This window comes from Pacificitalea manganoxidans, from assembly GCF_002504165.1.
GTDB classification, from domain to species: Bacteria; Pseudomonadota; Alphaproteobacteria; order Rhodobacterales; family Rhodobacteraceae; genus Pacificitalea; species Pacificitalea manganoxidans.
Map to the genome: position 1 here is coordinate 2,838,649 of NZ_CP021404.1, position 13,366 is coordinate 2,852,014.

Consider the following 13,366-nt stretch of genomic DNA (forward strand, 5'->3'; position numbering starts at 1 on the left):
TGCGGTTCTCCACAGGACGACCGCCAAAATTTCCTTTACACATGTCGGATCCGCGCCCACCATATCTGGTAAGGGCGGCGGACTGCACCGCCGGACCTTGATCGGGCACCTATTCCTTGGCGGCGCTTTGCCGGCTTGGACTAAAACAGATGAGGCCGGCCATGTCGCTTTCCGAAAGCTATCTCGAAACGGAAGATCTGCACCCCATCGATATCGTCGAGACCTTGGCGGAACACCACGCGTGGGATTTCGACCGGATCGGCGATGACCAGATCGCAATGGCGGTGGAAGGCCAGTGGCGCACCTATTCGATCACGCTGGCGTGGTCCGGCTATGATGAAACGCTGCGCCTGATCTGCACCTTCGAGATGGAGCCCCCGACGGACAAGCTCGGCGCGCTTTACGAGACGCTGAACCACGTCAACGATGCCTGCTGGGCCGGGGCGTTTACCTTCTGGGCGGAACAGCAATTGATGGTGTGGCGCTACGGTCTGGCGTTGAACGGGGGGCAAATCGCCTCGCCAGAGCAGATCGACCGCCTGATTACCGCGGCGGTCACGGCGGCGGAACGCTACTACCCCGCGCTGCAACTGGTGATCTACGGCGACCAGACCCCGCAGCAAGCGATGCAGATCGCCATCGCGGAAGCCTACGGCCGGGCCTGATCGCCCCCATACATTCCCTCGCCTCCCCCCTGTTCGGGGGAGGGACGCCGCCCGACGCAGCCGCTTAGATGGCGCCGACCACGGCCGAGTAACGAGGGACCATCATGTTGAAATCATTTCACGCCGCGACGATCGCCTGTCTGACGCTGCCTGTATTGTCAGGCTGTATGGGAACCGCGGGCGGTGCAATGGGACAGGCCGTGGTCAGCAATGCCGTGGCCGGACAGATGAATGCCAGCGCCAACCGCAACCGCTTTGCCACCCTGTCCTGCGATCAGCTGGCACAAGAAATCGCAAGCGCGCGCACCGGCTTCATCAACCCGATGAATGCCCCCGCGACACAGGCCTATATCAACGCGGCGCGCGATGCCGCGCGGGCAAAGAACTGCCCCGGCATCTAAGCCGCACCGGGCATTGCGTCATTGAGGACCGCCCCCGGTTTTGAGGGAAACCGGGGGCGTCATCGGGCAGATGCGGCGGGGTCGTTCACTGCCTCGCCGCAGCGTCTGCCACGGGGGCCGTGCAGGTCAAGCCCGCCCCAGAAGCCCTAGACGCGCGGCCTCGAACGTGGCCTCGGCCCGGCAGGAAATCCCCAATTTGCGATAGATCGATTTTATGTAGCTAGCGACGGTCGACTCCGCGATGCCCATGATCTCCGCCGTTTCCGACACCCGCAACCCGCGAGCGATCAGGGTCAGCACCTCGGTCTCGCGCTGGGTCAGGGCGGCGACAGGCTCCGACACCGGGCCGGTATAGCTGAAATGCGACATGATCCGCCGGGCAATGGATGGCGAAAGCGCCGGGATGCCGTGGCTTATCTGTTGCAAATGGCGCTCGACCATTTCCGCGCTTTCGCTTTTCAGCAAATAGCCCGACGCCCCCGCCGACAGGGCCGACACCACCGCGCTGTCCGATCCCATGACCGTGGTAACCACGGACAGGGTCTGCGGGGACAGTTCCGCCAGCAGGCGAATGATGCTGTGGCCGTCGCCATCGGGCAGGCTCAGATCGATAAGCGCCAGATCGAAAGTTTGCCTGCGGATTGCGGCCCGTGCCCCGGCGACCAGCGGTTCGGTCACGACGCGCGCCTGCGGAAACGCCCGCGTTACGATCGCCGCAATCCACTGTCGCGACTCGGAATTGTCTTCGAGGATCAGAACGGACTTCACGATCGCGCCCTCGTCATGGCGTGACCGGCGGTGGCGCGCCGATCCCCGGCGACAGGGGCGCGGCCGGTTCGGCCCCCGATGCAGGCGCAGGTTCGGCGGAGTCGAGTGGCACCAAGATCTCGATATGGAAGCCGTGATCCGGCCCCGCCTCGACAATCGAGATCGACCCCCGCAAGGCCAAAATGCGCACCCGCATATTTTCCAACCCATTGCCAAGGCGCGGACTGGCACCGGCGCTGCCATCATCGGACAGCACCAGATGCAATTCGCGACCATGCAATTCAGGCGCGATGCGCATTGTGCGGCACCGAGCGTGGCGGATCACGTTGGACACGGCCTCTCGGATCACCGCGCGCAGGGTGTTGCCATGGGCCAGCGACACCGGCAGGTCCGGCAGCGGCAGCGGTTGCCAATCCAGCCGGATGCCGTGGTCCGACAGCCGCTCCATCGCCTCGCCGCGCAGATCGGCCATCAGATCCTGAAGATTGAACTGCCCGGTAAAACCGGCATCGATGATGCCGCGCAGGTCGTTAAGTGCATCGCGCAGAAGCTCGTTCTTGCGCCCCGCATCGCTGGAATGCAGAGCGCTCAGCATCTGCGCCCCGATATTGTCATGCATGTCGCGCGAAATTCGGTCCCGCTCGGTGGTGACGCCGCGCTGGAAGGCCGCCGCGCTTTGACGGATCATCGTCACCAGTTCGCATAAGGTGGCAGCCAACGCCTTGTCATCCTCGCCAAAGAGCCGCCGTCCCGCCGCGGCGTAGCGCAATTGCCGCCCGCCCACGCCCGCGCAATCCGGCAGGTCGAGCGCCAGCCCCTGCTCCGCGATCGTTGCCCGCTCCGCATGCGGGGCGCTGGGGTCGTCCACCCCTGCGGCCTCCGCCATGCCGGGCCGTCCGATGCTCAGCGGCTCCCAAATCCGGCGCAGCAGCGCATCCCACGCGCCGTCGCGCCCGTCGCTCATCGGCATCATCGCCACGCGCAGGATATCCGGCATCCGCCCTGCAAGGCTGACGCTGCGGGTGCTGACGAACCGGCTGAACAGAAACTGCCGCAATGGGAAATAGACGAAACTCGCCACCAGCAGTGCCAGCCCGAGCGATGTCCAAGGCTGGTCGTGCAGCAGCATCAAAAGCAGCGCGTCGAGCCCAATGATGAGCATCGCGGAGCCGAGCCACAGCCAGACGAGATAGGCATATCGATCAAGTTCGAACACCCGGTAGCGCGCCAGCCCCATCGCGATCCCCAGATGCATGATGAGGAAGAAGCCAAACGCATAGCCTTGCGGCAGCAGCCCTTGCTCGGACAGGCCAAGGGCCACGGGCATCACGCTCAACCCGATGAAGCATGACACCCCGATCAGCGTGGCCAGCACCAGATAACGCAACCCCGCGCGATCCAGCGGCATCCGGCGCGACAGCACCCACTGCACCACGGCCAGCACCAGCGCCAGCAAGGTCTGCGTCATGACGATGAAGTCCAGCAGCTTGACCGGCACCGCATGGGTGAGATCCAGCGCGATACCGATACCGAACACCGCGACCGGCACCCAAAGCCACACGGGCCGCACCAAGTGCCGGGGATACATCAGAAACAGACCCACCAGCCCGATGCCGAACACCCCCGCCCCCAAGTGATTGACCCCGCTCAGCCCGCGGAACAGATCCCCCGGCAGGGCGATGAAACGGCTGGAATATACAGCCGCCGCCATCGCAAAGACCGGCACGCACAGACCCGTCAAGGCGAACATCCGCACCCCCCAGTCCCGCGGGCGCAGCGCAAAGATCCACGCCCCGATCAGTAGCGCCAGCGCGCCAACCCCCAGTTGGAAAAAGAACGGCGCGGGCAGGTCGCCCAACCTGCGCGGGCGTGCGGGAACCCGGATCTCGGCGGCCATTTCCGGCGCGGGAGCAAATCCCACCTCAGCCCCGCCCGTCAGCGCCGAATAAAGCGTGTCCTGCCGCGCGAAGAAGTCGCGCATTGCGGCATAATCAGGAAGTTGGTCCGGCTCCTCGATCAGATCGCCGGGCGTAAGTGTCAAATCCCCAACCGCGACCGGCACCATCCCCGGTGGCGCCGCAGCATAGGGACGGCCCAGCAGCATCAGCACCGCACCGACAGACAGAAGAAGCGCCATAAACAAGGCGGATACCAATACGCGACCTGGTGTCATGTCCCTTCCTCGACGCACCCCTGATCCGCATCAGAACATAGCTTTGCGCGTCTGTGACCCCCTGAAACGGGGGATAGGCGCGAAATGTGGCTTGGTTAACGCTGCACATGCGCCGTGGCGACTGGCGCCGCCCGTGGACGAGTTGGGTGTTTCACAATTTTTCGGGATAAGACAATGAAGCTTCATGTGATCTTGCTGTTGAGCACGGCAATGACCCTGTCTGGCTGCCTTGGCAATGGCGGCGGCGGGTCTGGCGGAGGATCGGGCGGCGGCTCCGCCGGTGGGTCGGGCGGTTCCGGCGGTGGTGGCGGTGGCGGCACCCCCACAGCCACGGGCACCGGCTTTGGCGAGGTGGTGGGTATGCGCGGTGTCGTCTACCAGACCGACCTGACCGAGCAGCCCGGAACGGGCGCGTCTCCGGTCAAACTCTATCAATCCGCGCCCTACCCCTATTCCAACGCAGGCAACAACCTGAAGCGGGATCAGGTCACCGCAAGCCTCGATTTGCGGAATGCGGATGTGGAATATGCCGCGGGCATCGCCGGGAACGGCACCGGCACGGCCTCGCTCACGGTGTCCAAGAACTACCCCGGCGTGCAGAACGGCACCGGCTCCTCCTACCTCGGGCAGCCGGTCTTTACCGACAGTTCCGGCAATCTTGAAACCACCAGCGACACGTTCTCGCTTCAGCCTGACGATATCGATGGCGACAGCACCGAGGACTTCTTTACCGTCGAGCTTGGCGCGGGCACGCTCAACGCCTTCAGCCCCTCGGGCCGGGCCACGACGGGGGTGTTCTACGGCGGCAAGTTCGCGCCGGAAAGCGCGCTTACGGGCCGTTCCACCGCGACCTATTCGCGGCAGGGTGGCGCGCGCGTCAATACCGTGATCGGCAAGGATATCGCCAGCGGCGCGGAGGGCGATTTTAACGTCATCGGGGATGTGTCGCTGGATGTGGATTTCACGGCCGGGACGGTCAAGGGCCGCATCGACAAGGCCGGGAGAGCCGGCGGGCTGGGCACCGATGCCGCAATCCTCCTGTCCGATGCGCGCATCAACGGCGTCCATTTCGACGGCGGCACCGCGCGAATGGTCGATGGCAGTGGCAATGACATCTACGGCACCGTGGACGGCAGCTATTTCATCGGCTCTTTCATGGGCGCAGATGCCGAAGCAGCGGGCGGCGTGTTCTCGGTCGATGGCACCATCGGCGGGGAAGCGGCGATCACCACCGGCTCCTATATCGGGGACCGTCAATGACCCCGCTGCCGGGCCATAAGCAGGCGGAGGGGGCATGCCCCCTTCGCCGCGGACGCTCGGTGTCCCGGTCGCGCTGGCGCGGGGTCATGGCCGGGCTTATCACGGCGGCGCTGCTCCCGGTTGCGGGGGCTGCGCAGGACGCCGCAGCATTACAGGTCATGCCCGCCCGTGACGGCGCGGGCGCCCATGTGATGCTGGCCGACGGGCAGGTCGTGGTGCTGCGCAATGCGGGGGATCTGCAAATCGCGGTGCGGATGCTCATCGCCCAAGGACGGGTGGCCGAGGCTCAACACCTGGCCCGCGCCTATGCGCCCGACCATCCCGATCACGCGGTGCGGGTGGCCTATGTCGACGGGCTGGCCGCAAGCGCGCAGGGCAATGACGTGGAAGCGGTGCGTCTGTGGCGCGGCATCCTCGCCCAGCGCCCGGATCTGGATCTGGTCCGGGTGCAGCTGACCGGGGCGCTGGCGCGTCTGCAACTGCATGACAGCGCCCGCTATCAGGCCGAACAACTTATCGCCGCCGGGGTCGATGACCGCATCGACGGGCGTCTTTCGGGGCTGCTGCGCTCGCTCGACGCCGCGCGGCCCGTGCAATTTCGCGGCTACCTGTCGTTGCTGCCCAGCACTAATGTCAACAACGGCACCGACAATGACAGCGTGGCCATCGGCCCGGTCGTTGGCACCATCCCCGAAGATCAGCGCCGCCAATCCGGACTGGGCGTCGCGGTGGGTGGTGAGGCGAGCGTCCGGCGACAACTCGACCCGCGGCACGCCGCCGTCGTCGCGTTGGAGGCACGGGTGGAGCGCTACCCCTCCATTGATCGGACCAACGTCACCTCGCAACTGTCGTTTGGACTGGAACGGCGGCTCGATCACGGCGCAGCACTGGCGCGGGTGCTGACCGGCACGGCGCTGAAGGACGGCGCGCAGACCTATCGCTACTCTGGCCTGTCGGTGGAGACAAACCTGCGCTTTGCCGAACGCTGGCGGCTATATTTCGGGCCGGAATATCGAGACGAGACTTTCCCCTACTCCCCTGGAGAGGACGGCGCCTTCGTGGACCTGCCATTGCAGATCGACCGGTTTTCGGGACCCGACAGCTTTGTGCGGTTCATCGCTGGCGCCAGCATGGGCCGCAAGGCGGAGGAGCGGTTCTCCTTTGACGAGGCCCGGATCGGGCTGGGCTATTTCAAGGAGTTTTCACAGGGGCTGTCGCTCTATGCCGACGCGACCTATGCGCACCGGCTTTACCACGCAGATTACCCCGGCATCGACGACCCCCGCGAAGATCACCGGACCAGCGTCGGCGTCACAGTGACCAAACGCGATTTTACGTTGGCGGGATTTGCGCCGCAGGTCTCGCTGCGCCACACCCGAACGCGATCCAACGCGGCGTTCAATGACACGACCCGCACCGAGGCTGATCTACGCTTCGTCCAAGAGTTCTGAGCGGGCATGAAAAAGCCCGCCTCGCGCCCCTGTGAGGGTGCAAGGCGGGCGATGTTCAGGGCCGGGCAGACCCTGTATCACACACGGTCTGCATATGCGCCGCGATCAGCGACCGCCGCCACCGGCACGACGCCGCCGACGCTGCGGCTTACCGGAAGGCGCGCCGCTATTGGCGGGTTTGCCCACGCGCGGGGCGCCGCCCTTGTGACCGCCCCCTCCATTGCCGCCACCGCGACGCCGGGTGCGGCCTGCGGGCGACGTGCCGGACACTTCCCACGGCTGACCGGATGCCACCGGAACGGAGAGTTTCATCACCTTCTCGATGGCGCGGAAATCACCCATTTCCTCGGGGGCACACAGCGCGACCGCCTGCCCTTCCTTGCCCGCCCGAGCGGTCCGGCCGATGCGGTGCACATAGTTTTCCGGCACGTTCGGCAGATCGTAGTTATAGACGAACGCAACACCCGGAATGTCGATGCCGCGTGCGGCCACGTCGGTCGCCACTAGCACCTTGATCCGGCCATCGCGGAAATCGCGGATTGCCCGCTCCCGCTGGCCCTGGCTTTTGTTGCCGTGGATCGCGACCGCATCAACGCCTGCACGCTCGATCTGGCGCATCAGCCGATCGGAGCCATGCTTCGTGCGGGCAAATACCAGCGCCAGCTCACTGCGGTGAGATTTCAGCAGGTCGATCAGCTTCCCGGTCTTGTTGCTCTGCTCGATGAAGTGGACCTCTTGGGTCACCTTATCGGCGGCCTTGCCCGGAGGCGACACTTCGACCCGAACCGGATCGTTGAGATAAGCAGACGACAGCTCGGCCATCTGTTTGGGCATCGTGGCCGAGAACAGCATGGTCTGACGCTTCTTGGCCAGCAGCGGCGCGATTTTGCGCAGCGCATGGATAAAGCCCAGATCGAGCATCTGATCGGCTTCGTCCAGCACAAGGAACTGCGCCTGCGACAGATCCACCGCGCGGCGGTCAATCAGGTCGATCAAACGACCCGGCGTCGCGACGAGCAGGTCGGTGCCCCGCTCCAGCCGCTGAATCTGGCCGTGAATGCCTGCGCCGCCTACGACGATGCCGACTTTCAGATGCGTGCCATGGGTGAACGGCTTCAGGTTGTCGGCGATCTGTTTGGCCAGTTCGCGTGTCGGCGCCAGCACTAGACCACGCACGGTGCGCGGCGCCGGTTTCGAGCCGTTCTTCATCAGCGCGTCGAGCAGCGGCAGACCAAAGGCCAGCGTTTTGCCGGTGCCGGTCTGGGCAAGGCCCATCACGTCACGGCCATTAAGCGCATGCGGAATCGCCTGCGTCTGAATAGGGGTCGGGTCAGAGATGCCCAGTTCGGGCAGCTTGGCGAGAAGCCGGGGCGCAAGGCCCAGCATGTCGAAATCCATGAATATCCTTTCGGGGCACACGGCACGGACGCCGGACCCGGATGACAGGTGCGCGCCGCCCGAGGGCTTCGGTGCGGACGCAGTGGGCGCACCCGCGTGCTCGTCCTGAACCGCATTGTTCATGGACCGACGGGGCGCAGGACCCCTGCGTGACGGAGGAACCTGGGGGAGGGCCTTTCGACGGTCGCGCCGGTCGGCCGCATTGGGGCACGGTCGGCGGCCTGCTCACGCGGCAGTGCGGCGAAGGCTTTGGCGCAGATGGACCTGATTGGACACAAAGTCAAGCGTTACGCCGCCCATCTGATGCGACAGCCCATTGACCGGACCCCGATTCCCTCGCATATCCAGCCCATGACAGAGCTCGCCCATATCCGTAATTTCTCCATCGTGGCGCATATCGACCACGGTAAATCCACGCTGGCCGACCGGCTGATCCAGCTGACCGGCACGGTGGCCGAACGCGACATGAAGGAGCAGCTGCTCGACGCGATGGATATCGAGCGCGAGCGCGGCATAACGATCAAGGCCAACACGGTCCGCATCGACTACCCGGCAAAGGATGGGCACACCTATGTGCTCAATCTCATCGACACGCCCGGACATGTCGATTTCGCCTATGAGGTCTCCCGCTCGATGCAGGCGGTCGAAGGCTCGCTGCTGGTCGTCGACGCGACCCAAGGCGTCGAGGCGCAGACCCTCGCGAACGTGTATCAGGCCATCGACGCCAATCACGAAATCGTGCCGGTGCTCAACAAGATCGACCTGCCCGCGGCGGAGCCCGACCGCGTGAAGGAGCAGATCGAGGATGTCATCGGCATCGAGGCCCATGACGCGGTCGAGATTTCGGCCAAGACCGGCCTTGGCATTCCCGACGTGCTGGAAGCCATCGTGCAGCGCCTGCCCGCGCCCGCCGAAGGCAACCGCGACGCCCCGCTGAAGGCGATGCTGGTCGATTCGAAATATGACAGCTATCTCGGCGTCGTCGTCATCGTCCGGATCATCGACGGCGTGCTGAAAAAGGGCCAGCGCATCAAGATGATGAAAACCGGCGGCATCTATGATGTCGACAAGGTCGGCGTTTACCGCCCCGCCATGACCGATGTGGCTGAACTTGGCCCGGGCGAAATCGGCTTTCTTACCGCGTCGATCAAACAGGTGCGCGACACCCGCGTGGGCGACACGATCACGACCGAGAAGAAAGGCACCGAAACACCCCTGCCCGGCTTTAAGCCTTCGGTGCCGGTGGTGTTCTGCGGTCTGTTCCCAGTCGACACCAACGATTTCGACGACATGCGCGATGCGATCGAGAAACTGGCGCTGAATGACGCGAGCTTCTCCTTCGAGATGGAAACCTCCGCCGCGCTCGGTTTTGGCTTCCGCTGCGGGTTCCTCGGGCTGCTGCACCTAGAAGTCATTCGTGACCGGCTGGAACGCGAATACGATATCGAACTGATCACCACGGCGCCCTCGGTCATCTTCCACGTGCACACCCGCGACGGGCAGATGATCGAGTTGCACAATCCCGCCGACATGCCCGACCCGGCCACCATCGATCATATCGAAGAGCCCCGGATCAAAGCGACGATCCTCGTGCCCGACGAATATCTCGGCGACGTGCTGAAGCTCTGTCAGGAGCGGCGCGGCGTGCAGATGGACCTGACCTATGCCGGCACCCGTGCAATGGTCGTCTATGACCTGCCGCTGGCCGAAGTTGTGTTCGATTTCTACGACCGCCTGAAATCGGTGACCAAAGGCTACGCGAGCTTTGACTACCAGATGATCGGCTATCAGCAGGATTATTTGGTCAAGATGTCGATCCTTGTGAATGACGAACCCGTCGATGCGCTGTCGATCATGGTTCACCGTGACCGCGCCGAGGGCCGGGGCCGCGCCATGTGCGAAAAGCTCAAGGAACTGATCCCGCGCCACATGTTCAAGATCCCGATTCAGGCCGCCATCGGGGGCCGGGTCATTGCCCGCGAAACCCTGTCGGCCATGCGTAAGGACGTGACCGCCAAATGCTACGGTGGCGACGCCACCCGAAAGCGCAAGCTGCTGGATAAGCAGAAGGCCGGCAAAAAGAAAATGCGCCAGTTCGGCAAGGTCGACATCCCGCAGGAAGCGTTCATCAGCGCGCTGAAGATGGATACCTAGAACGAGCCTCAGCCCCAGCGCCTTTCTGCACCCCAATTGGCCCCGCCAGGGCTGATCGGGGTGTTTTCATGTGTGGCTGAGAAATTCAGCGCCCGGCTGCCTTGCGCCCCCGTGGCACATGCGCGCGCTACAGTTCCGCCTCCAGATGGCGGCGGATGCGGCGGCGGGCGCGCCAGCCGCGAATTTGCTCGGCGTTGAGCGATGTCGGGCGCAGGATTGCGGAGTCCTCTCGCCATTCCACCCGGAAACTGCGCCGCGCGGCGATCAGGTTGGCCTCGGCTGCCGTGGTGCCCACCACCGTCAACACGATCCGCGACAGATCGCCCGCCATCTCCTGATCGCTGCCAAAGGTCCGGACGCGATTGATAAGCTGACGGTAACTGCCGATGTCGAGGTAATCGCCGGATTTCAATGGCCCCTGATTGGTGGCCTCCGCCGGATTGCGAAGCTCTTCGTCGGTCAATTCCGACCGGTCCGTGATATTGGCGGTCTGAACCTCGCCGTTTTCCAGCGTCAGGAGGATGTCGTTGATGTAGATCGGCTCGAACCCGAGGTTCGACACAAAGCACCGCGCACCGAGCCCCGTCCCCGCCCCGATCGAAATCAGGATTTCGGGACGGCGTTGACGGCGGTGACCGGCCACGAGGATCTGCAAATAGATAATCCACACCATCGCGGTGACGATGGATGTCGCGGCCTGCACAAGCCCGCCGTGAGAGGTCAACCAGTCCAACATTCCCGGCGCAACGCCGCCCGTGCGGGGCGGTTCCATGGTCCCCGTGGGCCAAGCTGATTGCAGCCCAGCAAGCCGCACGCAACAGCCGCGCCATTCCCTGCCCTGCACGGAAAATTCCCGCTATGCCCGCCGCAATCACTGGCCGCACCGGCTGCGCGCCGTAGCGGTGGTGCGCAGCACCATGGCAAGTCGGTTTTCACCGTTGACCCGTGCGTAGGTCACGTCTTCCGTCAGGGCGCGTATCAAAAACCACCCGAACCCTCCTTCAGGCAGATGCTCGGGCCGAGGGGGGGCCGAGGGCGGAGGGGCCTGCGCATTTGCGGTGTCGCTGGCAATTGCCGCACCCGCCCCCGTCAGACGCTTTGCCTGAGGGGTCCGGTGCGCTGTCGCACTGACCGGCAGCGCGTGATCGGGCATTGGGCGACCGCGATCGCACAGCACAACCCGCAGGGTTTCTCCGTCCTGCGCGATCCGGAGGTCAATGAACCCGTCGGCCCATTCGCCCTGCGGGTTGCGATACGCATGTTCCACGACATTATTGAGTGCCTCGGCCAACACCAGCTCCACCGCGCTGCGCGCATCGGGGTTCAGCCGCAGCGGCCCCAGATCCTCCATTATCGTGGTCAAGACATGGCGCACCGCTAAAGGCAGGGCCTGAAACACCAATCGCAATTCGCAGCGAGGCTCTGCGATCCCTCCCGCGCCGGGCCCCTCCGGCCTGCTATGATGCCGCCGACCCATGCAGTCACGCCGGGGCCGGACCGGGATCGGACTGCGGCGGCGCGGGCGCTGTGTCCGCCTCGCCCCCCCCGGCGCGTGCGGCTGCAACCGTTTCATGGACGGTGAACACCCGGCCCATATGGGTAAGCGCAAAAACCCGCTCCACCCCCGGTGACAGGCAGGCCAGCTCCAGCGTCCGTGCGGGTTGCAAATATTTCATCACGGCCACCAGCGCGCCCAACCCGCTGCTGTCGAGAAAGCCAACCTGCTCAAGGTCCAGCAGCACCCGCGGCGTGCCTTCGGCGGCAAGCGCGCGCAGCGCATCCTTGAATCGGATCGCCAAAGCGGCATCCAGGCGCGGCTCCTGCACCCGCACAAGCAGCAGGTCGCCATGGCGTTCCGTTTCCAGCTTCATTCGATCCTCCGCAGCGGGTCACACAGCGAGGCTAGACCTCATATCTTACCATTCGGTATGCAGAGGTCAGAATAGGAGAAAGCCATGCGCGCCAACTACCACGACCTGTCCCGATCGGTCGCCAGCCTGACGGAGAACGAAACCGACGAAGTCGCTCTGATGGCCACGGTCGCCTGCGAATTGCATCATTCGGATGACAGGTTCGACTGGACGGGTTTTTACCGTGTGACCTCGCCCAATGTGCTGAAGATCGGGCCCTATCAGGGCGGGCATGGCTGCTTGATGATCCCGTTTAGCAAGGGCGTCTGCGGCGCGGCGGCCCGCACAGGCGAGGTGCAGCTGGTGGCAGATGTGGACAGTTTTGACGGCCATATCGCCTGCGCGGCAACCACCCGGTCCGAGATCGTGCTGCCGGTGCGCAATGCGACGGGGCGGCTGCTGGGGGTGCTGGATATCGACAGCAACCAGCCAGACGCGTTTACGCAGGAAGATGCTGCGGGACTGCAACTGGTGCTGCACGCGGCCTTTGGCAATGACGGGGTGTGGCGCTAGACCTCCCGTGCTATGCGGCCGCTCATGGATGACCACTACGCCCCGCCCGACACGCCACTTACCCTGATCCATACGGACCATCAGATCCTGCTGGTGGACAAGCCGTCCGGGTTGCTTTCCGTGCCCGGCAAGGGGCCGCATCTTGCCGATTGCCTGCTGAGCCGGGTGCAGGCCGCGTTCCCCGAGGCGCTGCTCGTGCATCGGCTCGACCGCGACACATCGGGGGTGATGGTGTTCGCCATGACGCCGCATGCGCAGCGGCATCTGGGGCTACAGTTCGAAAAGCGCCAGATGAAGAAAACCTATATCGCGCGGCTTGCTGGCGAATTGGCGGAGAAGACCGGAACGGTCGATTTGCCGCTGATCGTCGACTGGCCGAACCGCCCGCTGCAAAAGGTCGATTTCGAGACGGGAAAACCGGCGCAAACCGACTGGCGGGTGCTGAAAGCCCGCGATGGTGAGACCCGCGTGCGGCTGACGCCATTGACCGGACGGTCGCATCAGTTGCGGGTTCATATGCGCGAGATCGGCCACCCGATTCTGGGCGATCCGTTCTATGCCACCGGCCCCGCCCGCGATGCGCCGCGCCTAATGTTGCATGCAGAAAGCCTGCGCCTGCGTCATCCCGATGGCGGTCGGACCATGACCTTCAAGGCGCCTGTGCCGTTCTGAC

Annotated in this window: 13 protein-coding genes; 7 read left to right on the top strand and 6 right to left on the bottom strand. The window is 64.5% G+C overall.

What is annotated here, in order from left to right:
* Positions 1-161: 161 nt before the first annotated feature.
* Both CBW24_RS12915 and CBW24_RS12920 read left to right on the top strand, forming a co-directional pair.
* Entirely contained in the window at positions 162-665 is a 504-nt protein-coding gene (locus CBW24_RS12915) for a type III secretion system chaperone family protein (protein ID WP_088663529.1), read from the top strand.
* A gap of 104 nt (positions 666-769) precedes the next feature.
* Positions 770-1,066, top strand: coding sequence for a hypothetical protein (locus CBW24_RS12920; protein ID WP_088663528.1), 297 nt, complete (start codon positions 770-772; stop codon positions 1,064-1,066).
* A gap of 126 nt (positions 1,067-1,192) precedes the next feature.
* On the opposite strand, the gene CBW24_RS12925 is transcribed toward CBW24_RS12920, so the two are convergent.
* Together CBW24_RS12925 and CBW24_RS12930 are read right to left on the bottom strand one after the other, a co-directional pair.
* Positions 1,193-1,834: a response regulator transcription factor gene (locus CBW24_RS12925; RefSeq protein WP_097373827.1), complete on the bottom strand. Its 642-nt coding sequence runs from the start codon at positions 1,832-1,834 to the stop codon at positions 1,193-1,195.
* A 13-nt stretch (positions 1,835-1,847) separates the two neighbouring features.
* Positions 1,848-4,007 (bottom strand): sensor histidine kinase, encoded by a 2,160-nt coding sequence (locus CBW24_RS12930; protein WP_157773220.1) that lies wholly within the window; start codon positions 4,005-4,007, stop codon positions 1,848-1,850.
* Positions 4,008-4,181: 174 nt separating this feature from the next.
* Between CBW24_RS12930 and CBW24_RS12935 the strand changes: the two genes are divergently transcribed.
* Positions 4,182-5,267 (top strand): HupA family protein, encoded by a 1,086-nt coding sequence (locus CBW24_RS12935; protein ID WP_198405186.1) that lies wholly within the window; start codon positions 4,182-4,184, stop codon positions 5,265-5,267.
* Between the two features lie 86 nt (positions 5,268-5,353).
* Complete coding sequence (locus CBW24_RS12940; protein ID WP_157773224.1) at positions 5,354-6,718, top strand: surface lipoprotein assembly modifier; 1,365 nt, start codon at positions 5,354-5,356, stop codon at positions 6,716-6,718.
* A gap of 105 nt (positions 6,719-6,823) precedes the next feature.
* Here CBW24_RS12940 and CBW24_RS12945 read toward each other — a convergent pair whose 3' ends face one another.
* Positions 6,824-8,116 (bottom strand): DEAD/DEAH box helicase, encoded by a 1,293-nt coding sequence (locus tag CBW24_RS12945; RefSeq protein ID WP_088663523.1) that lies wholly within the window; start codon positions 8,114-8,116, stop codon positions 6,824-6,826.
* A 351-nt stretch (positions 8,117-8,467) separates the two neighbouring features.
* Between CBW24_RS12945 and lepA the strand changes: the two genes are divergently transcribed.
* Positions 8,468-10,270 (top strand): translation elongation factor 4, encoded by a 1,803-nt coding sequence (gene lepA, locus CBW24_RS12950; protein WP_088663684.1) that lies wholly within the window; start codon positions 8,468-8,470, stop codon positions 10,268-10,270.
* Positions 10,271-10,397: 127 nt separating this feature from the next.
* Here the strand turns inward: lepA and CBW24_RS12955 are convergent, their stop codons facing one another.
* The 3 genes from CBW24_RS12955 to CBW24_RS12965 all read right to left on the bottom strand — a co-directional run bounded on the left by CBW24_RS12955 (position 10,398) and on the right by CBW24_RS12965 (position 12,141).
* On the bottom strand, positions 10,398-11,042 hold the full coding sequence (locus tag CBW24_RS12955; RefSeq protein ID WP_097373830.1) for a hypothetical protein: 645 nt from the start codon (positions 11,040-11,042) through the stop codon (positions 10,398-10,400).
* Positions 11,043-11,141: 99 nt separating this feature from the next.
* Positions 11,142-11,843 (bottom strand): ATP-binding protein, encoded by a 702-nt coding sequence (locus CBW24_RS12960; RefSeq protein WP_332836044.1) that lies wholly within the window; start codon positions 11,841-11,843, stop codon positions 11,142-11,144.
* Positions 11,752-12,141, bottom strand: coding sequence for an STAS domain-containing protein (locus CBW24_RS12965; protein ID WP_097373832.1), 390 nt, complete (start codon positions 12,139-12,141; stop codon positions 11,752-11,754). The genes CBW24_RS12960 and CBW24_RS12965 overlap by 92 nt, the downstream gene beginning before the upstream one ends.
* Positions 12,142-12,225: 84 nt before the next feature.
* Between CBW24_RS12965 and CBW24_RS12970 the strand changes: the two genes are divergently transcribed.
* Positions 12,226-12,693, top strand: coding sequence for a free L-methionine (R)-S-oxide reductase MsrC (locus CBW24_RS12970; protein ID WP_088663519.1), 468 nt, complete (start codon positions 12,226-12,228; stop codon positions 12,691-12,693).
* A 24-nt stretch (positions 12,694-12,717) separates the two neighbouring features.
* Positions 12,718-13,365 carry an RluA family pseudouridine synthase gene (locus tag CBW24_RS12975; protein WP_097374242.1) on the top strand — a complete coding sequence of 216 codons (648 nt, stop codon included), beginning with the start codon at positions 12,718-12,720 and terminating at the stop codon, positions 13,363-13,365.
* Position 13,366 lies beyond the last annotated feature (1 nt).

Excerpts from the sequence above, each read along its gene's own strand:
- CBW24_RS12920 (WP_088663528.1), top strand. The coding sequence starts at position 770 with ATGTTGAAATCATTTCACGCCGCGACGATCGCCTGTCTGACGCTGCCT.
- CBW24_RS12940 (WP_157773224.1), top strand. The coding sequence starts at position 5,354 with ATGGCCGGGCTTATCACGGCGGCGCTGCTCCCGGTTGCGGGGGCTGCG.
- CBW24_RS12960 (WP_332836044.1), bottom strand. The coding sequence starts at position 11,843 with ATGAAACGGTTGCAGCCGCACGCGCCGGGGGGGGCGAGGCGGACACAG.
- lepA (WP_088663684.1), top strand. The coding sequence starts at position 8,468 with ATGACAGAGCTCGCCCATATCCGTAATTTCTCCATCGTGGCGCATATC.
- CBW24_RS12955 (WP_097373830.1), bottom strand. The coding sequence starts at position 11,042 with ATGGAACCGCCCCGCACGGGCGGCGTTGCGCCGGGAATGTTGGACTGG.
- CBW24_RS12915 (WP_088663529.1), top strand. The coding sequence starts at position 162 with ATGTCGCTTTCCGAAAGCTATCTCGAAACGGAAGATCTGCACCCCATC.
- CBW24_RS12970 (WP_088663519.1), top strand. The coding sequence starts at position 12,226 with ATGCGCGCCAACTACCACGACCTGTCCCGATCGGTCGCCAGCCTGACG.
- CBW24_RS12975 (WP_097374242.1), top strand. The coding sequence starts at position 12,718 with ATGGATGACCACTACGCCCCGCCCGACACGCCACTTACCCTGATCCAT.
- CBW24_RS12935 (WP_198405186.1), top strand. The coding sequence starts at position 4,182 with ATGAAGCTTCATGTGATCTTGCTGTTGAGCACGGCAATGACCCTGTCT.
- CBW24_RS12965 (WP_097373832.1), bottom strand. The coding sequence starts at position 12,141 with ATGAAGCTGGAAACGGAACGCCATGGCGACCTGCTGCTTGTGCGGGTG.
- CBW24_RS12930 (WP_157773220.1), bottom strand. The coding sequence starts at position 4,007 with ATGACACCAGGTCGCGTATTGGTATCCGCCTTGTTTATGGCGCTTCTT.
- CBW24_RS12945 (WP_088663523.1), bottom strand. The coding sequence starts at position 8,116 with ATGGATTTCGACATGCTGGGCCTTGCGCCCCGGCTTCTCGCCAAGCTG.